We start from the raw sequence: 17618 nt of genomic DNA on the forward strand, positions 1-17618 counted from the left end.
CCAAACAGTCGATGTGTCCTTTCCTGGGTTCGAGGCGTGGGTCCCGTTGCGCCAAACTAAAAGTCCATGGGTGGCGCGGCCGGGGCTTCCGACTTCTTAGCTTTCTCGGCGACGAGCGCTTCGGTAGTGATCAGGAGGGCAGCGATAGACGCGGCATCCTGCAAGGCTGTGCGAACGACCTTGGCCGGGTCGATCACGCCGGCCCGCACCAGATCCTGGTACTCGCCGGTCGCGGCGTTGAAGCCCCAATTGTAGTCGCGCTTCTCGATCAGCTTGCCGACCACCAGCGAGCCGTCTTCGCCGGCATTCTCGACGATCTGGCGGGCCGGCATCTGAATCGCGCGCCGTACGATGTCGACGCCGGCTTTTTGGTCGGCGTTGGCGGTCTCGACGCGTTCAAGCGCCTTAAGCGCGCGCAAAAGTGCCACCCCGCCGCCCGGTAGGATGCCTTCTTCCACCGCTGCGCGGGTCGCATGCATCGCGTCGTCGACGCGATCCTTGCGCTCCTTGACCTCGACTTCGGTGGCGCCGCCAACACGAATCACGGCCACGCCGCCGGCGAGTTTGGCAAGCCGCTCCTGCAGCTTCTCGCGATCGTAATCCGAGGTGGTCTCCTCGATCTGCAGCTTGATCTGCGCGACGCGCGCCTCGATGCCTTTCTTGGCGCCGGCGCCATTGACGATGGTCGTATTCTCCTTGTCGATCACCACCTTCTTGGCCCGGCCGAGCATGTTGAGCGTGACGTTCTCGAGCTTGATGCCGAGATCTTCGGCGATCATCGTTCCGCCGGTGAGGATCGCGATGTCCTCCAGCATCGCCTTGCGGCGATCGCCGAAGCCCGGCGCCTTGACGGCTGCGATCTTCAGGCCGCCACGCAGCTTGTTGACGACCAGCGTCGCCAAAGCCTCGCCTTCGATGTCCTCGGCGATGATCAGCAGCGGCTTGGCCGACTGCACCACCGACTCGAGCAGCGGAAGCATCGATTGCAGCCCGGACAGCTTCTTCTCATGGATCAGGATGTAAGGGTCTTCGAGCTCGGCCCGCATCTTCTCAGTATTGGTGACGAAATAGGGCGAGATATAGCCGCGGTCGAACTGCATGCCCTCGACCACCTCCAATTCGGTGTTGAGGCTCTTTGCCTCCTCGACGGTGATGACGCCCTCATTGCCGACCTTCTGCATGGCTTCGGCGAGGAATCGGCCGATCTCGGTGTCGCCGTTCGCAGAAATCGTGGCGACCTGGGCGATCTCGTCGTTCGCGGTGATCTTCTTGGCGTGCGATCTGAGGTCGTCGACGATCGCCTCGACTGCGAGGTCGATGCCGCGCTTGAGGTCCATCGGGTTCATGCCCGCCGCAACCGATTTCGCGCCTTCCTTGACGATCGCTTGCGCCAGCACGGTCGCGGTCGTCGTGCCGTCGCCGGCGATGTCGCTGGTCTTGGACGCGACCTCGCGGACCATCTGAGCGCCCATGTTCTCGAATTTGTCCTCGAGTTCGATTTCCTTGGCGACCGTGACACCGTCCTTGGTGATGCGCGGCGCGCCGAACGATTTATCCAGTACCACGTTGCGGCCTTTCGGTCCGAGCGTCACCTTGACGGCGTTTGCCAGCGTATCGACGCCGCGCAGCATGCGGTCGCGGGCTTCCGTCGAGAATTTTACGTCCTTGGCAGCCATGACGTTGTCTCCTTTCCCCTTTCAATGACTGTCAGCCCTTTCAATGACTGTCAGCGCTTCAAGCGGCCTTCTTCGCCGCAGAGGTGTTCTCGACGACGCCCAGCAGGTCGCTCTCCTTCATGATGAGAAGTTCTTTGCCGTCGATCTTGACCTCGGTGCCGGACCATTTGCCGAACAGCACCCGGTCGCCAGGCTTTACGTCGAGCGGCACCAGCTGGCCCTGTTGGTTACGGCCACCCGGCCCGGCGGCGATCACTTCGCCCTCCTGCGGCTTTTCCTTTGCGGTGTCCGGAATGATGATGCCGCCGGCGGTCTTCTCCTCGGCGTCGATGCGTCGCACCAGCACGCGGTCGTGCAATGGACGAAAATGCATGCACATCCTCCCTGCAATTCAGCGATGTCGTAGGACCGGGGCCGTAACCGGCCCCCGGCAAAATCGACCTAGGCGCAGCGAAGATGCGGTCAAGAGGGGCTAACGAAAAATTTTCGCAGCCGCCGGCAGAAGCTCTGCGCCCCCTGGTTTACGGCTCTCCGGCGGGAGGCGCGGCGCCCATGCCGGCCTCGCAAGCACAAATTGCTTTCCGCGCGGATTGCCAGCGAAGCGGCCCAGTCTTTCAATCAGGCGGCCGTGGGTGGTGCTTCCGGAGCCCTGTCCATGGACGGCGGCCGAACGCGCGGCGGGTGCCGATAGCCGGAGTCCGGCGCGGGAAGCCTGCGAAGCATCCTCTGGTAGATCCGCCCATACTCCGCCGCCATGCGGGCGGAGCAGAAACGTTCTTCGAACCGGGAGCGGACGGCCTTGCGGTCGAGCTTCAGCAATCCGGGAAGAGCCCGCACCGCCTCATCGACGTCGGACACGATGCGTCCGGTCAGTCCGTCCTCGACGATTTCCGGGACCGAGCCGCAGCCGAAGGCAAGCACCGGCGTGCCGCAGGCCATGGCTTCGATCATGACCAGGCCGAAGGGCTCCGGCCAGTCGATCGGGAAGACCAGCGCTGCGGCCTGGCCGAGAAACTCGCTCTTGGCATTCTCGTTGATCTCGCCGATGAACTCAATTTCCGGCCCGTTCAGCATCGGGGCGATGACGTCACGAAAATAGGCGTGATCCGCCTTGTCGACCTTCGCCGCTATCTTGAGCGGAAGGCCGGCCGCCCGCGCGATCGCGATGGCTCGGTCGGGACGTTTCTCCGGCGAGATGCGGCCGAGAAACGCAAGATAGCTGCCTTGCGGATTGAAGCTCGGGGCGTGCAGGTCGAGCGGAAGGCCATGGTGGACCGTCGCCACGAAGTTCGCGCCTGGAAGCGGCGACCGTTGCGCGTTCGAAATCGAAACCAGGGGCATGTCCGAAAACCGCCGGTAGAACAGCATATGATCCGGAAGATCCTGCCTGCCGTGGAGCGTAGTTAGCGTCCGCCTGCGCTCGGATCGGAACAGCGGAAAGTGCAGATAGTCGGTGTGGAAATGCAGGATGTCGAACTCGTCCGCGCGCTCGCGCACCTCGTCGAGCGTGATCATCTGGTGCGGAATCGCATCGCGCACATCAGGATCGAGCCGCAAGGCGCGAGCCGTGCAGGGCACCAGTTCGGCGGAGGTGATGGAGTCCCCGCTCGCGAACAGCGTCAACTGGTGCCCCTGTCGCACCAGCTCCTCGGTCAGCCAGGAAACGACTCGCTCCGTTCCTCCATAGAGCCGGGGCGGAACGCTCTCGAATAGCGGAGCAATCTGCGCAATCCTCATGTCTGTCGCTCCGCTACAGCCTCTTCGCTGGGCTGGAGCCTCCATTGGCCGCCGTCGGAAGGCGCGCAGATCCATCCAAGCGAGCGCCCAGCGCGCTCCTGATCTTTTGCAGGGCGCGAACTTCGATCTGGCGGACCCGCTCGCGCGACACGCCGAAGGTGGCACCAAGCTCCTCCAAGGTCTTCGGCGGTTCGGCCAGGAATCGCGCTCCGACGATATGGCGCTCGCGGTGGCTAAGGAGAGCGAGCGCGTCATTCAGCGCGCTGCCTAGCCGGTGGCGATCCTCCAATTCAGCCAGCCGTGTTTCCGGGTCGGGCGCCGGATCGACCAGCCAGTCTTGTACTTCCTCCGAACCTTCCTCCCGAGTCATGGTCAGGTTGAGGGAAGTGTCACCCCGGATTCTCCCGTTCATCTCGACGACTTCGCGGGGGGCCACCTTCAGTTCGTCGGCGATGTATTTGGCCTGCTCCGGCGAAAGGTCGAAATCCTCGCCTGCAGAAATCCGGCTCTTGAGTTTCCGAAGGTTGAAGAACAGCTTCTTCTGGGCGGCCGTGGTGCCTATCTTCACCAGGGACCACGACCTCAGAATGTACTCATGGACCGTCGCCTTGATCCACCACATCGCATAGGTCGCGAGCCGAACGCCTTTTTCCGGTTTGAACCGCTTCACCGCCTGCATCAGGCCGACGTTGGCTTCCGAGATCAGGTCGGCGACGGGAAGGCCGTAGCCGCGGTACCGCAGCGCCAGCTTCGCAGCCAGCCGGAGGTGACTTGTGACCAAGCGATAGGCCGCGTCGCGATCCCCGTGTTCGTGCCAGCGCTGCGCGTACATGGCCTCGTCGGCCGCACTCAGCAGCGGAAATTTGCGAATGGTGGTCAGGTAGCGGGAGAGCCCGCCGTCCGAGCGGATCGCGGGCAGGTTCGATAGAACTGACAGGGTGCTCATATCCAATTCCTCCTCAGAGCAAAGTGGGTTTGAGCTACCGAGCATGCGCCTGGGCCCGGAAACGGCGCCCATGCGCGTCATGCCGGCGGCGCCCACAAAATGTCTAAGCCGGCGAATTGTTCCTTCGAGATTTGAAAGCCGTCGAACCAGATGACCGGGAGCACGGCCCCTGAGAAAACCCGTCGGGGTCAATAGCCCGGCCGATATCGAGCGGAGTTCGGCCTAGGCCCTCCAAGGCCGCGCGTCAGAGCGGCATCGGGGAAGGACGTCGGAAGCGCTCACGCCGCGACGACTTGAAGTCTGTAATGGCGCAGCGTGTGGCTCCCCGCCGGAGCGTTGCCACGTTCGAGTGCTGATTGCCTGATCGATCAGATACCGTCCAGGCCCAGTCGATCAGGATCGCGCGCTTCGCATCCAGCGACAGGCTCCCTTTGCGCACCACCGCCATCGGCGAAGTCCAACCTTCCTCGCCCCGGCGATCGTGCGGGCTTCCGCACCGGCAACGGCCTTGTCATAGCTCTCCTGAAGGGGACCAAGTCCAAGGCGTTCGAGGGTCTCGTCGGAGAAGGCGCGGGTCATCCTACGGGGCGTCGCCTGTAGCTGGCTTGCGTTCGGTTCCCGACCGGCCTGAACAACATACGGAAGTCCCTGCCGCTCGGCGTAATCGACCGCCGCCCTCAGCGTCGGAAAGCTGAGCTCGACCGTAGCGAACGGATCATCGTCGCCGGTCCATCCCATCAGCGGCTCGACATACGGTGCGCTTCGCCGTTCGAAGATGAGCCGCCAATCCTTGCCGCCGGCCTTTCCCGAGGTCATGGCTGATCGTCCCGCCCGGAAGATGCGGGCTACCGCATCCGTTGGGAAGGGGGAGGGGGTCAAGCGCCGGTCCGGCCGATGAGCGTCGTTCGCGGAGAATGCCGCCTCCGGTGGCGTCGATGTCCTTTCGCCGATTGTGACCATATCCATCTTGTACTTCCCGTTCTGGCGAAGGAGGACCATGCGCGCTCGTCAAGCCGCGCCCGTGTGATTCATCCGTATCTGCGACCAGGCCGCGCCCGGTCAGGAAGAGCACCCGTTGCAGATATCCGGGACAATGTCATCGGTGCGGAAAGTCGGGTCCGTCCTGGTAGCGGGATTGGACCTCTTACCCCGACCGGGCACCATCTGCTTCGGTGCTGCCGTCTGAACGGCCGCGTTCGCACTGCCATGCCGCTTCGGTTTGAGGCGCTCAGCACCGGTCGCTTCGCACGCACCGCGGAGCACGGCGAACACGACCAAAGCTGCGAGTAAGGCACGCATCGCTCTTGACCGTTAGGAGAAAGCCTGTCGGACTCTCAATCGCCTTCGCCTTCCGGATCCCGGGCGAATCCTACGAAGGCTTTGGCAGCGGTCGATCTAGGGAAGCCCCGCGCCGGGTCAAGAGGTGGTGCGCGACGGCGCGCGCGCGAGTGGTTGCGCATGGGAAAATGTGATTCTGATGCGGGTGGCACTCTTGAAAGCGTGCCGGACCCTTCTAGTTCTTGTGGTGCCACCGTGCGTGGCGCCGGACGCCATCCGGGTCCGGCCAAGGCCGCCGGCAATCTCCCGGCGTTGCTCCTATCCATGTTGCTCAAGGGAGGATGTGGTTATGAGAAACTACGAAATGTCCCCGTTTTGGCGTTCGAGCGTCGGCTTCGATCGCCTGTTCGACCTCGCCGACGGCACGATGAACGACATCGATAGTTATCCGCCGTACGACATCGCGCGCACCGGCGAGAACCGGTACCAGATCACACTGGCGCTGGCCGGCTTCAGCCCCGAGGAGATCACCATCACCGCGGCAATCGATGCTGACCGTCGAGGGCCGCGAGGGCAACAAGGGTGATCTCGACTACCTGTACCAGGGAATCTCCCTGCGGCCGTTCCGCCGCGTTTTCAACCTGGCGGACTATGTCCAGGTCAAGGATGCGACTTTCGAAAACGGCATGCTGAAGATCGCTCTGGTTCGGGAACTGCCGGAGGCGATGAAGCCGCGTCGCATCGCGATCGAAACCGCCGGCAACGACAACCAGCAAATCGAACGGAAACAGACGGCCTGACGGAGCTTCGTCGAGCCGTCGGACCGCTCCCGTGCGCGGCTTGGCCGCGCGCGAGGAGTCCTGTCCAGTGAACATGAAGAACAGAAAGGAGATAGTCATGGCACCACGCGATCTCATTCCGTTGAACAACGGCTCTCGCGACGTGAGCCTGCACCGCAATCAACCCAGTCCGTTCCTGGCCCTTCATCGCGAGATGAATCGGCTATTCGACGATGCGTTCCGCTCGTTCGATATCGCCCCGTTCAGCTCCCAGGCGATGGGCTGGCCGAACGTCGAGGTCAACGAGACCGCGAGCGAAGTCAAGGTCATCGCTGAACTCCCCGGTCTCGAAGAAAAGGACGTCCAACTCGAACTGAGAGACGGCTGGTTGACCATCAGCGGGGAGAAGAGGAGCGAGACCGAAGACAAGGAGCGCCGCTTCAGCGATCGCTACTATGGGCGCTTCGAGCGAGCGGTCCCGGTCGAGGATGTCGATCAGGACAAGGTCGAGGCGTCGTTCAAGAATGGCGTTCTCACCGTGACGCTGCCGAAGTTACCCGCCGCGCAGCATAAGGTGAAACGGATCGCCATCAACGGCAAGTAACCACGGGGCGGGCGGGAGCCTTGCTCCCGCCTGCGCCGGAGGCGGTGCCGATCAACCGTCGAGGGGTCGATCGACCTGGGGCGGACCGTTTGTGCAGCGAGTGAATGAAAGGAGTCAATGTGAGGAGTTGAAACCATGAACACCGACTGGAAAAAGGACATGATCGCCGATGCGGTCAACCTTGTGATCGGCCTGGGCTTGTTCGCGTCGCCATGGGCCTTCGGGTTCGCCGCCGAAAGTCCCACAAACTGGAATGCCTGGTTGACTGGCATCCTGATCGCTGCGCTTGCGGTAGCAGCGCTGGCGATTTTCGCCGAATGGCATGAATGGATGGCTCTTGCCGCTGGCGTTTGGGTGGCGCTGTCACCGTGGGTGCTGCATTTCTCGGCTACGAGAACCGTTGCATCGCTTTACGTCATCGCCGGAATCCTGGTGGCGGCTGTTGCGGCTTGGCGACTGTGGTATCTGCACCGGAGCTATCCCCGCGTGACGGCCTGATACTCGGCAAGGGAGGCTCCGCTGGCCTCCCTTGTCCCTTGATCCGCTGGACTGGCTCTCTTTCTCCGCAAGCCTGCTCAATGGCCGGATTCTCCGCAAAAATCGCGGGATGCGCCCGTCATGCTCTCTGATTTTACCATCACCGCCTTTGCAACTCTGTTCGTGGCGATTGGACCGATCGATACGGCAATCGTGTTCGGTGGCCTGACGGCGGGTGTTCACCGGCCGGAGCGGTTTCGCTTGGCCTGGCAGGCCGTGCTGATCGCCGGAATCGTCCTGTTGGGTTTTGCCCTCTTCGGCAACCGGCTGCTGGCCGCACTTCGGGTTTCTCTGGACGCCTTTCGAGTTGCGGGCGGCATCCTGCTGTTGTTGCAGGCCATCCAGATGATCTTCGCCCATCCCTCGGGCCTTTCCTCGCTTACTGCCCTGGAACGGCGCGAGGCCATGGAGCCGGGCGACATCGCGATTTTCCCCCTGGCGTTTCCGGTCATCGCCGGACCCGCCGGCCTCACTGCGGTCGTTCTGCTTATGGGGCAAGCCGCCGGTGATCCGATCGGCGCGATGATAGTATTGGCAGCTATGCTGCTTTGCCTTCTACTGACGTATTTCGGGATGATCTTCACCGACGTCTTGCACCGAATGCTGGAGGCCACCGGCTCCAACGTGTTGGCGAGACTCGCCGGCGTTATCTTGGCGACCCTCGCTGTCCAGTTCATATTTGACGGCATTAGGGGCGCTCGGCTTGTAGCGGGGGACTGAAAACCCCACGCCCCTCTTGTTTGCGGTGATGTGCGGCGCTGCCAACAGGCAAGGAAACGTGGTCGATGCCCGTTGGTTGCGGAGACTGGCCGTTCATGCGGCGCCTGCCGCCGATAGCTTATCCTTCGTGGCCAAGTGCGGGCGAGGTGTCCGTCCGCGGCCACTGCGAAGACTGCTCGCCGATCGCCACCGAGTCCATGACAGGCTGCCCGGGCCAGCGCACTTCGCCAACGCCTGAAAGGTTGCTGGATCTCGACAGCATCGTTGCATTCAGGAGCGGTCACCGGCACGCCGACTTCGCGCGCCATCTCGCCCCCCAAGTTCATGTTGTCCAGTTCGCGTATGGAGTGCGCGTCCGGATGATGCTCGTCACCTAGCCGAATGGGCTCATTGCTCCTGCGGGGGGCCGCACCTGCGAGAGGACCGGTCCCCGATCTGGCCGGCCCAAAATTTTTTCGGTAGGTCCTTGAAACCAAATCCGGCTTTTCTAATTTTCCAATCGCCACCGGAGGGTGGCTTCCGGGCGCCTCATGGGCCCGGGACCAGAGACGGGCACCGGTCGTGTCCGGTGCCGCTCGTAACCATTTTGCTCTTTGGAGGATCTGGCTATGCGCAGTTACGACTTTTCACCGCTTTGGCGTTCGACCATCGGCTTCGACCGCCTTTTCGACCTCGCGGAATCCGCCCAGCGGACGAGCGAGGACCACTATCCCCCCTACAACATCGAACGGCTCGGCGATGACCGCTACCAGATCTCGCTCGCGGTGGCCGGTTTCTCGCCCGACGAGATCTCGGTGACGGCCGAGCAGAACGTCGTGACAATCGAAGGCAACAAGGCCGAAAAGACCGAACGCGAATACCTCTACCGCGGCATCTCGACCCGAGGGTTCAAGCGTCAGTTCAACCTGGCCGACTACGTCCAGGTCAAGACCGCGTCCTTCGACAACGGACTGCTCAAGATAGAACTGGTCCGCGAGATTCCCGAGGCCATGAAGCCGCGGCGGATCGCGATCAACGGCACCGCGCCGGACAACCTGCACCAGCTCGAAGCCAAGGCGGCTTGAGCGAATACGCCTGCGGCAACCCGGCCCCCGTTGTGACGGGCTGCCGCTTCACCGTCTTCGAATGGAGGAAAACATGCGGCCGACGACCGCGACCGACAACGTCTTCGATTTTCAAGCGCTCCTGCATCCTGGCACCGTCTTCGAGCATCCCAAGGACGTGGTGACGCACCCGTCACTTACCCTTGCCGAGAAACGGGCGATCCTCGCCTCCTGGGCATCCGATGCTTCGGCGATCGCTTCATGTCCGGCACTGCGGGCCCCGGAAAGACTCAAGGGACCCGTCAGCATCGACGCCATCCTGGAAGCCTTGTGCGAGCTCGACGGCGGCCCCCGACATCCGCCGGGCGGCAAGCCGAAGCGCCGCTTTTCCGTATCGCGAGCGCTGGCAGCTTGAGGAGGGACGAATGGACGACATCCGTTTACCTCGCCACGTGATCGATCGTTTAGAGCATCGCTGGGCGAACCGACTGCAACAGGACGCTAAAGCATGGACCGGCGAGAAGGGTAGATCTGTCAGCCGGCGCCATGTGCAGTTCTCCGGTCAGAGAGACATACCTGCGATTATCAGACGCGCGCGTCGCGCTGCGGATGCCTTTAGGTTCGAATAGAACCTTGCGATCGAGAGCGATGGATGATCCACACGATCTGGTGCTGGGCATGTTTGCGGCGGCGATCGCTGCTGTCATGCTGGTGGCGGGCGAACTCTATCTTGTGACGCGGCCCGATCCACCGGAAACGTACACGCCTCCGCCCGCGGTTGTAACATCATCCATCAACTAGCAGGGTTCGCATAGGTCTGGAGCTGAAGCGATTGTTGGTCGAGACTTGGAAACAAGATTAGGTGAAAGCCGGCGCCCGGCCGCTCGGCGTCGGCCGTGAAGAAGGCCGTCATCGGCAACGCGCGCAAGCGCGTGGAGAAGCGGCTTGCCCGCTAGGTTGCGGGCCAAGGGCGTCGGCCGACCGCTTCAGGCCCGGACGGAAAAGCGGGTGAAAGCGGTCAAGGTCTGAAGCCGGGGTTCGACGTCTCGAAGGTAGATCTCGGTCTTGAGGAACGCGATCTCATCCGCCAGCGCGCTCTCCTCGACGTCGACGTACCAAGACCGGGGTCGGCCGTCGCTTCCGTCCGACCAACGGTAGCCGCGACGCTTCAAAGCGTCCTTCATATCGAATGGCGATTGCTCTGCCCACACCCTCATCGTCTTTTTCCGCGCTTGCTCAAGCAGCGCGCCGAGCGCCGGCGCCCCCGTCGCCGGTAGGTCTAGCGCCAGTATCTCGAGCAGTGCGTGGCAATCGTCGACGGCCCTGTGGGCCTGGTGGAAGAAGCCGGCACCGTGCAGCAGATAGTCGAGACGAGAGCCCTCGAAGCCGTGCTGGCGCCATTGAACCTCGGTCGCAGAACACCCCAAGCCTTCCGTTCGAAAATCGGCCAGTACCGTTCCGCGAACTTCCGGTCGAATCCGCTATTGTGCGCGATGATGATCACCCCGTCGTCGACGAACGCAGTGACGGCAGCCTCGTCGATCCTGTGACCGGCCACCAGGTCGTCGGTGATGCCGGTGAGCGCGGTGATCTCGACCGGGATCGGGATCGATGGCTCTTTGAAGGCGGAGAACGTGTCCCTGACGCCGGCGATCCGGCCATCCGGCAGATAATCGAACTTGACCATCCTCAGTTCGATGATCTCATCCTTGCTGTGATCGAGACCGGTCGTCTCGGTGTCAAGCAGGACCCCGGTCTTGGTTGTCTGCCCGTTGGTCACGGCGAACGCGGTTCGCGGTACCAGGCGCCGCAGAACCCGGTAGTCCGTCGACCGCCCCAGCGCCTCCGCCATCGCCGCCAGGTCCGCCGCGTCCTGAATAATCTCGTCTCGGTAGGGTTGGGTTGATGCGGTCATGCCGGGACACAATACCGGCGGTGCCGGCGAGGAGGTACTGGGAAAACGAGCGATTCACGGCCTTTTCGGGAAATTTTGTCCAAGCCGGTCGTGATCCGGTCAGGTGACGCTGCGCGGGCGGCGGCCGGCCGACTTTTCTGCGGCCCGGCGCCCGGCGCCTGTCGGAACCGAGGGGCGACGTTCGTCTTGAATCCGCATTAACCGTTTCGGAGTTCCGCGTACATGGCCCCACGCGCCAATTGGAAAGGCTTCCTTCGGCTGTCCCTCGTCACCTGTCCGGTGGCCTTATACCCGGCGACGTCCGACTCAGAGAAGATCAGCTTCAACCAGCTGAACCGGGCGACTGGCCACCGGATCAAGTATCTGAAGGTCGACGCGGACACTGGCGAGGAGGTGGCCAACGAGGACATCGTCAAGGGCTACAAGGTCGACACGGACACTTTCATAGAGGTCACCAAGGAAGAGCTCGAGAATGTCGCCCTGGAATCCACCCGGACGATCGAGATCGACGAGTTCGTCGACCGCAGCGAGATCGATCCGCGGTACCTTATCCGCCCCTACTATCTGCGTCCGGATGGCAAGGTCGGCCACGACGCCTTCACTGTAATCCCCGAGACCATCCGCGAGATGGACAAGGTCGCGATCGGGCGCGTCGTGCTGACGAACCGCCAGCACATCATCGCGCTGGAGCCCTTGGATAAGGGCCTGATGGGCACGCTGCTGCGCTATCCGTATGAGGTCCGCGACCCGGCCGAATACTTCGACGAGATCCAGGACGTGAAGGTCACGAAGGACATGCTGGACCTGGCTCGGCACATCGTCGATCAGAAGTCCGGCAACTTCGAGCCCGACAAGTTCGAGGATCAGTACGAAACCGCTCTCGTCGATCTCATCAACCAGAAGCGGGCCGGCAAGCCGATCGTGCGGAAGGGACGCCCCCGTGGCGAGAATGTCGTCGATCTGATGGAAGCGCTGCGCCGCAGTGTCGGCGGCGCGAGGTCCACGGAAACGGCGCCTGCGCCGAAGAAGCCCGCGAAAAAGGCGAAGAAGGCCTCCTCCGGTCAGTAGGAGATGCTGATGCCTATCGCGGGCAAGAAACAGGCGAAGGAAACGTCGGCGAAGAAGCCCACGGCCAGGCAGCGGAAGTCGGCCTGACGCGAGAACAGGAGAGCCAGATGGATATGAAAGAAGCCTCAGCGATGACGGAGGCATCCGGACTAATCAGCGAGCAAGCCTCCGATGCGCGACCGATCGAGTCCGCTTCGCAAGATTTCGCGATCCGCTGCGCCGAGCGGCTGCGCAAGGTAACCATTGAGGCGCCGCTGCAGTCGCTCTTCGTCGCCTTCCTGCTCGGCATCTGGGTCGCGCGACGAGGCTAGGAGATCCGCGAGCCGGCGCGCGACATGGCCAGAAAGCTCAAGACCTTTCAGACCTCGCTCGGTTTCTACGATCTCGCGATTGCGGCGCCGTCGATGAAGGCGGCGCTGGAGGCATGGGGTGCCGGCAGCAACCTTTTCCACCAGGGCGCCGCCAGGGAGACCGACGATCCCGAGGTGGTTGCCGCGACCATGTCGAAGCCGGGCATGGTTCTCAAGCGGCCGGCGGGATCGAACGGACGCTTCGCCGAACAGGCCGAGTTGCCGGATCTGAAGGACGAAGCGGGCGGGCGGAAGAAGAGCCGTCGTCCTGAGCCCAAGGTGCACGCCCCCCCCAAGATCAGCGACAAGGATGCACGCAAGGCCGCTGCGGAGTTCGAGCGAGAGCAGAAGCGGCGGGAGGCCGAGCGTCGTAGGGAAGAGGCGGAGAGGGAGAAGGAGCGGGCCAAGCGCGAGAAGCTGGTCGCGAAAGCGCAGGCGACGCTGGACGCGGCGCAGCGGGAGCACGAAGAACGGTCGGAGACCCTCCACGCCGAACGGGCCGCGATCGAGAAGCGGGTCCGGTCCGAAGACGAGCGGTGGGAGAAGGAAAGGGAAAGGCTGACGGCCGCGCTGCGCCGCGCTCGGGCCTAAAGCATCCGCGTCTGGCGAAGACGCGTCTCGGCGCAAGAGCGAGTTGCGGGTGAAAGAAGCGACCTAGCCTTCGTCTGGCCGGCACTCCGGGCAGGTGTCGCCGATCGAATCAAGGACGTCGCGGACCTCCGCCACGGCTCCTTCCGCGGAGATGCCGGTCGGCGGGTCCTGCCGGGCAAGATCGATGGCGCGATCGCGGGCGTGCGGGTCGGCCCGGTCCTGCGCCCAACCGTGCTCCTCGCATTCTCGGATGGCGCCGGCCTCGTTCAACACTGAGATGGCCCAGCCGCGCAGCGTGCGGATCGCCGGCCGTCGTTCCTTCGTCATCAGCATCGAAATCACTCCCTGCCAGGACGAATCCTTTCACCCGCCTGCTCGTTCCGAGCGGTTAGCACAGAGCAGGGATTCGCAATCGTCAGGGCTAGGGCTTGTTCACTTGTTGTGTATGTGCAGTGGGCTTCGTCCGTAGGAGCGGTCATCCGGTCGACCTCGTCGGGCGTCGTGATGGTCACTGGCATCGCCTTCGAGGATCGGCGATTGGTTCGGCGTACTTGATGCAGCCGGGCTGACTCGCCAGGCGCGCAAGAATCGTCGGATGTGGCGCATCGCGTACAAATCCACAATTAGGCTCGCCAACTGCGGCGATCGCGAGTTTTGGGGATGGAAGCATCACCGCCATACACAGCAAACTCGAAGGCGGAGAGAGGGGAGCAAGTCAACCGCTGTCCGACAGGGTTGAACTGATGTAGCAATCCCGCATCTCGTTGATTTTATTGTACTTTTCGGTCCGGCGATCTGTTTTTGTGTGGCACTCTTGAGGGGCGCTGCGCGATAAGGATTACCACATTCGGCGCGAGGTCGTCATGTTGGAATTGCGCGGCCTAGCAGGCGTGGGCACTTTCTCCTTTTGGCTCAAAAACAGACCAAGGGCGAGCACGATGTGAGGCCGGCTGTGGGCCACGAACGGCCGTGCTGCGGCGCGTTTGCGCCATTTCAAAAACTGCAAACAAATCTATGCGGAGATCGAGCGGCGCGGTGCAGGCATGTATCGCGAAATTGCGCGTGGGCAAGCAGGCGATGCCCGAGATCCTCTCGGCGCAGCGGTGCGGCAGCGGCGACCGGCACGCTCCGAGCCAGGTCGTTCGACCGCTGAATTAGCCAGAGGTCGCTGCAGCTGTGTTCGCTCTAGGAGGCGTGGTGCGTTTGTTCCAGCGCTCGACCGCCTGCTTAACGGTGGGCGCATTGGGGCCGAAAGCTAAACATTCCTTACATACTACGAATTTCGGATCGACGTCGCTGTTGATCCAAACCTCCGAACCGCCGCAGAAAGGACAGGGCCGCGGCGGTTGTACAGAAACAGGGAATCCGCGCAGTGGATCGATAGCTGCGCTGTCTCTAGGCTTCCTAGGCATCTTAACGCGTCCTCGTGTTCTCACCGCCAATGAGCGAGCAATTTGGAAGGTGGCAGGGGTTGGCGCGCTTTCCAATACACGCAACAGCGACACTTGCGGTGCGCCCCCAAAGAGCGTTTAGGACACTAGTTCTGGGCCGATGTCGACGACCTCGACGAAATAATGACCGACGTCGCTATTGAAGCCGATGAAGTCCCACTTCGCGCTGGCGCTTTGGCAGGATACGCCGGTGAAGCGCGCCGGCTGCCACTCGGGATGTTTCGTGCTTGAGCGCACCAGGACCCAATAGAAGCAACCTGGAATCAACTGTGTGACGTCAGTCATGCAATCGTTCGCAGACCCTCGCTCGCGCCGCCGCCCGACGGTCGGTCGAGCGCAGACGCATGGGCTTGCCGCCCGGCGGGTTGCGCGGACCGTTCCCATCCAACGCGCGTAGCGCTTCCATAATTTCATCGATATGGACAGGCGCCTTTAGTCGGTCCGGCGCGCGTAACGCTGGACAGGACGCGATCACCGAAGCATCAGAGGCCCATGACGCGAGGATGGCGCGCTTCTCGGCCAGACTGAAATTCGGGTCGGCGACGACATCGCGCGGATGCGAGAACACCGTGCCGGGGTGAAGAAGAGCATTGAAATCGAAGACGTTGTCGTGTGCGGGCGTCGTCCGCATGGCTAACCTCCCATCATAAGACGCATTAAGGTGGCCGCGCGGGAGAACCCGCGCGGCGGCGATCGGAACCAAGCCGCGGGTTGGTCAGGCGGCCTTGCCCTCGATCTGCTTGACCTGCCCGGCACTTGCGCCCGCGATGGCGATGCGCCGCGGCTTCATGGCCTCGGGAATCTCGCGTTGGAGCTCGATGACCAACAGACCATTCTCGAAGTGGGCGCCCTTGACCTCGACGTGGTCAGCCAGGGTGAACTGCCGTTTGAACGAGCGTGTCGACATTCCGCGATGCAAAAAGGTCTTCTCGTCCTTCTCGGCCTTCTGGCCTTCCAACGTCAGGACATTCTGCTCCACCGTAAGGGTCACCTCGTCCGGTGTGAATCCGGCGAGTGCCACCGAAATTTGAAAGCGGTTCTCGTCGAGCCGCTCGATGTTATAGGGGGGATAGGTCTCTTCGGCGGTCCGCTGGACCTCGTCGAGCACGTCAAACAGGTGGTCGAATCCAATGGTCGACCTCCATAGGGGAGTCCAATCATACCTCATAGCCAAATCCTCCAAAGAGCAAGTTGGGTACGAGCTGGCACCGGACACCTTCCGGCGCCCGCCTTGATTTCGGGGCCCGAAGGCGCCCCGGCCGCCATGTCTGCAGCGACCAAAAAATCTGCAACGAGCAAAAAAGTTTCAAGAGGGCGGCGAAAAATTTTAGCGCCCTGACGGCGGACTCCGACGGTGTTCTTCGCCTATCGATCGCCGCCGTCATTCGCGGCTGGGGCGCCCGCGCCACGTCATCGCTGATCGATTGGGGATATTTCGGATCGCAGCGCTTCGCTGCGCTCGATGACCGCTTGGAATCAATCGCGTCGATTTGCTTCTGCCGCGATGACTTCCGGTCAACCTCGGCGAGCGGACATCTTCGGTGCCCATCGTGAGATCTCAAACGGGCCAACAACAGAAGTGCAGGTCGGTTTGCTGGCAACCTGTTTCCTCGCGTCAGGCCAGGAACTTCGATTTTGAACCCATTTTGTCAGCTTTTGTGCGACCGCTTGCAATGCAATCTCATCCGTCTCCCGCCGCGATGATTTCGCGCGGCTGCCCTTGGTCGCGCACCAGCCAATAGACGGCGCCCAGCGCAAGGATGGCTGCGGCGAGCGCCAGCAGATGGAAGGCCTCCGTGCTCGACAGATCGAGAATAATCAATTTGCGTACCACGGCCAGCAACGCAATCAGGATGACAGAGCGTACTTGCACAACACTGTCGCGCCGTTCCGCCACCACCAGCAGGGAGCGCTTGAACTCAAGTGCAATGAGGACGGTAAAGATCATACCGAACACCGTCTGGAACACACCATAATCGGTCGGATCGAAATTGGTTGCCCAGATGCTGAGCAGGATTTTCAGCGTCAGATTCCACAGCGCGAGGGCAATGATGATGGCGATCAGCGTGGTCAGCATCAGGATGCAGACTTGCTCGAATTTTTGGTAGAGCGTCAGCGGCTCGAACGACAGGCGCAGATCAGAGAATTCCGTTTTCAAGGACATCGTCGGCTCCATCAGCCAGCGGGCTTTAGGCATAGCATTTTTCACAGATAATGCCGTACGGTCGTGACGCCCGCTATGGGGTTACAAGCTGCCCCAGGCAGGCTGGTCGTCTTTCGTCTGCTCATGTCGTCTTAGAAGCGGACGTCGCAGCCTTTCGATTGCAATTTTGCGGCAGAGGACGAAATGTTGTCCTACTTGCCGCGGTATCTTAGAGCCTCCACCAGTAGTGTGAACGCCGGCGAGGGTTGCCGCCGGCTAGGATAGTAGAGGTGATAGCCCGAGAACGGCGGACACCAATCCGCCAGCACGCGAACGAGCCGACCTTCCGAGACGTGCGGCCGGACGTGTCCCTCGGTAAGGTAGGCGAGGCCCAGACCTTTCAGTGCTCCATCCAGAAGAATGCCAGCGCTGTTGAACACAAACTGCCCGTCGACCCGCACGTTGAGTTCGCGCCCGTTCTTCTCGAACTCCCATACGTAGAGGCTGCCGCCATGCGTTGACAAGCGAAGGTTAAAACAGTTGTGCTGTGTCAGATCCTGCGGTGTCTTCGGCCGTTTGCGATTGGCGAAGTAGGAGGGCGAGCCGACCACGGCCATCCGAAGATCGGGACTGATGCGCACGGCGATCATGTCCTTGGCGACGAGCTCGCCCGGTTGTATGCCGGCGTCGACCTGCTGCGCCACTATGTTGGTAAGGCCGTAGTCGATGATCACCTCGACGTGGATGTCGGGGTACTTCGGCAGGAGCTTAGCGCCGGCA

At 62.2% G+C, this 17618-nt stretch carries 20 protein-coding genes and 5 pseudogenes; 12 read left to right on the forward strand and 13 right to left on the reverse strand.

Annotation, left to right across the window (positions count from 1 at the left end; genetic code table 11):
- Window positions 1–56: 56 nt before the first annotated feature.
- From groL to AB7008_RS14295, 5 genes are all read right to left on the reverse strand, one after another.
- Entirely contained in the window at window positions 57–1676 is a 1620-nt protein-coding gene (gene groL / locus AB7008_RS14275; protein WP_039146901.1) for a chaperonin GroEL, read from the reverse strand.
- 58 nt (window positions 1677–1734) lie between these two features.
- Entirely contained in the window at window positions 1735–2049 is a 315-nt protein-coding gene (gene groES, locus AB7008_RS14280; RefSeq protein WP_039146904.1) for a co-chaperone GroES, read from the reverse strand.
- A 245-nt stretch (window positions 2050–2294) separates the two neighbouring features.
- Window positions 2295–3413 carry a glycosyltransferase family 4 protein gene (locus tag AB7008_RS14285; protein ID WP_080703845.1) on the reverse strand — a complete coding sequence of 373 codons (1119 nt, stop codon included), beginning with the start codon at window positions 3411–3413 and terminating at the stop codon, window positions 2295–2297.
- Window positions 3414–3426: 13 nt separating this feature from the next.
- Window positions 3427–4359 carry an RNA polymerase sigma factor RpoH gene (rpoH, locus tag AB7008_RS14290; protein ID WP_051664938.1) on the reverse strand — a complete coding sequence of 311 codons (933 nt, stop codon included), beginning with the start codon at window positions 4357–4359 and terminating at the stop codon, window positions 3427–3429.
- A 393-nt stretch (window positions 4360–4752) separates the two neighbouring features.
- Window positions 4753–5175, reverse strand: coding sequence for an NADH dehydrogenase ubiquinone Fe-S protein 4 (locus tag AB7008_RS14295; RefSeq protein WP_232674627.1), 423 nt, complete (start codon window positions 5173–5175; stop codon window positions 4753–4755).
- Between the two features lie 811 nt (window positions 5176–5986).
- Here AB7008_RS14295 and AB7008_RS14300 point away from each other — a divergent pair.
- The 9 genes and pseudogenes from AB7008_RS14300 to AB7008_RS14340 all read left to right on the forward strand — a co-directional run.
- Window positions 5987–6437: pseudogene (locus AB7008_RS14300) on the forward strand (Hsp20 family protein).
- A gap of 97 nt (window positions 6438–6534) precedes the next feature.
- Window positions 6535–7020 (forward strand): Hsp20/alpha crystallin family protein, encoded by a 486-nt coding sequence (locus AB7008_RS14305; RefSeq protein ID WP_039146907.1) that lies wholly within the window; start codon window positions 6535–6537, stop codon window positions 7018–7020.
- Window positions 7021–7155: 135 nt separating this feature from the next.
- Window positions 7156–7518, forward strand: a complete 363-nt coding sequence (locus tag AB7008_RS14310) for an SPW repeat protein (protein ID WP_051664522.1) — start codon at window positions 7156–7158, stop codon at window positions 7516–7518.
- Between the two features lie 120 nt (window positions 7519–7638).
- On the forward strand, window positions 7639–8277 hold the full coding sequence (locus AB7008_RS14315) for a MarC family protein (RefSeq protein WP_039146909.1): 639 nt from the start codon (window positions 7639–7641) through the stop codon (window positions 8275–8277).
- A gap of 608 nt (window positions 8278–8885) precedes the next feature.
- Complete coding sequence (gene hspD, locus AB7008_RS14320; RefSeq protein ID WP_039146915.1) at window positions 8886–9341, forward strand: small heat shock protein HspD; 456 nt, start codon at window positions 8886–8888, stop codon at window positions 9339–9341.
- Window positions 9342–9414: 73 nt separating this feature from the next.
- Window positions 9415–9735: a hypothetical protein gene (locus AB7008_RS14325; protein ID WP_039156730.1), complete on the forward strand. Its 321-nt coding sequence runs from the start codon at window positions 9415–9417 to the stop codon at window positions 9733–9735.
- A 10-nt stretch (window positions 9736–9745) separates the two neighbouring features.
- Window positions 9746–9949 (forward strand): hypothetical protein, encoded by a 204-nt coding sequence (locus AB7008_RS14330; RefSeq protein WP_210165492.1) that lies wholly within the window; start codon window positions 9746–9748, stop codon window positions 9947–9949.
- A 19-nt stretch (window positions 9950–9968) separates the two neighbouring features.
- Window positions 9969–10121 carry a hypothetical protein gene (locus tag AB7008_RS14335; protein ID WP_200875137.1) on the forward strand — a complete coding sequence of 51 codons (153 nt, stop codon included), beginning with the start codon at window positions 9969–9971 and terminating at the stop codon, window positions 10119–10121.
- 77 nt (window positions 10122–10198) lie between these two features.
- Window positions 10199–10276, forward strand: a pseudogene (locus AB7008_RS14340) (DUF3606 domain-containing protein); the annotation flags it as partial.
- A 30-nt stretch (window positions 10277–10306) separates the two neighbouring features.
- Here the strand turns inward: AB7008_RS14340 and AB7008_RS14345 are convergent.
- Window positions 10307–11172 (reverse strand): annotated as a pseudogene (locus AB7008_RS14345) (3'-5' exonuclease).
- Between the two features lie 285 nt (window positions 11173–11457).
- Between AB7008_RS14345 and ku the strand changes: the two are divergent.
- From ku to AB7008_RS14360, 3 genes and pseudogenes are all read left to right on the forward strand, one after another.
- Window positions 11458–12390 (forward strand): annotated as a pseudogene (gene ku / locus AB7008_RS14350) (non-homologous end joining protein Ku).
- Window positions 12391–12410: 20 nt separating this feature from the next.
- On the forward strand, window positions 12411–12614 hold the full coding sequence (locus AB7008_RS14355) for a hypothetical protein (RefSeq protein ID WP_039146918.1): 204 nt from the start codon (window positions 12411–12413) through the stop codon (window positions 12612–12614).
- Between the two features lie 24 nt (window positions 12615–12638).
- Window positions 12639–13244, forward strand: coding sequence for a hypothetical protein (locus AB7008_RS14360; protein ID WP_039146921.1), 606 nt, complete (start codon window positions 12639–12641; stop codon window positions 13242–13244).
- A 63-nt stretch (window positions 13245–13307) separates the two neighbouring features.
- Here AB7008_RS14360 and AB7008_RS14365 read toward each other — a convergent pair whose 3' ends face one another.
- The 7 genes and pseudogenes from AB7008_RS14365 to AB7008_RS14395 all read right to left on the reverse strand — a co-directional run.
- Complete coding sequence (locus AB7008_RS14365; RefSeq protein ID WP_039146923.1) at window positions 13308–13577, reverse strand: hypothetical protein; 270 nt, start codon at window positions 13575–13577, stop codon at window positions 13308–13310.
- 821 nt (window positions 13578–14398) lie between these two features.
- Window positions 14399–14656 carry a Lar family restriction alleviation protein gene (locus AB7008_RS14370; RefSeq protein ID WP_080703846.1) on the reverse strand — a complete coding sequence of 86 codons (258 nt, stop codon included), beginning with the start codon at window positions 14654–14656 and terminating at the stop codon, window positions 14399–14401.
- Window positions 14657–14773: 117 nt separating this feature from the next.
- Window positions 14774–14980, reverse strand: coding sequence for a hypothetical protein (locus AB7008_RS14375; protein WP_039146925.1), 207 nt, complete (start codon window positions 14978–14980; stop codon window positions 14774–14776).
- Window positions 14973–15326, reverse strand: coding sequence for a hypothetical protein (locus AB7008_RS14380; RefSeq protein ID WP_039146927.1), 354 nt, complete (start codon window positions 15324–15326; stop codon window positions 14973–14975). The genes AB7008_RS14375 and AB7008_RS14380 overlap by 8 nt, the downstream gene beginning before the upstream one ends.
- An 84-nt stretch (window positions 15327–15410) precedes the next feature.
- A complete protein-coding gene (locus tag AB7008_RS14385; RefSeq protein ID WP_039146930.1) occupies window positions 15411–15863 on the reverse strand; it encodes an Hsp20 family protein in 453 nt (150 codons plus the stop codon).
- 513 nt (window positions 15864–16376) lie between these two features.
- Window positions 16377–16871 (reverse strand): phosphate-starvation-inducible PsiE family protein, encoded by a 495-nt coding sequence (locus AB7008_RS14390; RefSeq protein WP_080703847.1) that lies wholly within the window; start codon window positions 16869–16871, stop codon window positions 16377–16379.
- Between the two features lie 179 nt (window positions 16872–17050).
- A pseudogene (locus tag AB7008_RS14395) lies at window positions 17051–17605 on the reverse strand (LysR substrate-binding domain-containing protein); the annotation flags it as partial.
- Between the last annotated feature and the right edge of the window lie 13 nt (window positions 17606–17618).

The sequence above is a fragment of the Bradyrhizobium sp. 521_C7_N1_3 genome, from assembly GCF_052075975.1.
Classification (GTDB): Bacteria; Pseudomonadota; Alphaproteobacteria; order Rhizobiales; family Xanthobacteraceae; genus Bradyrhizobium; species Bradyrhizobium japonicum.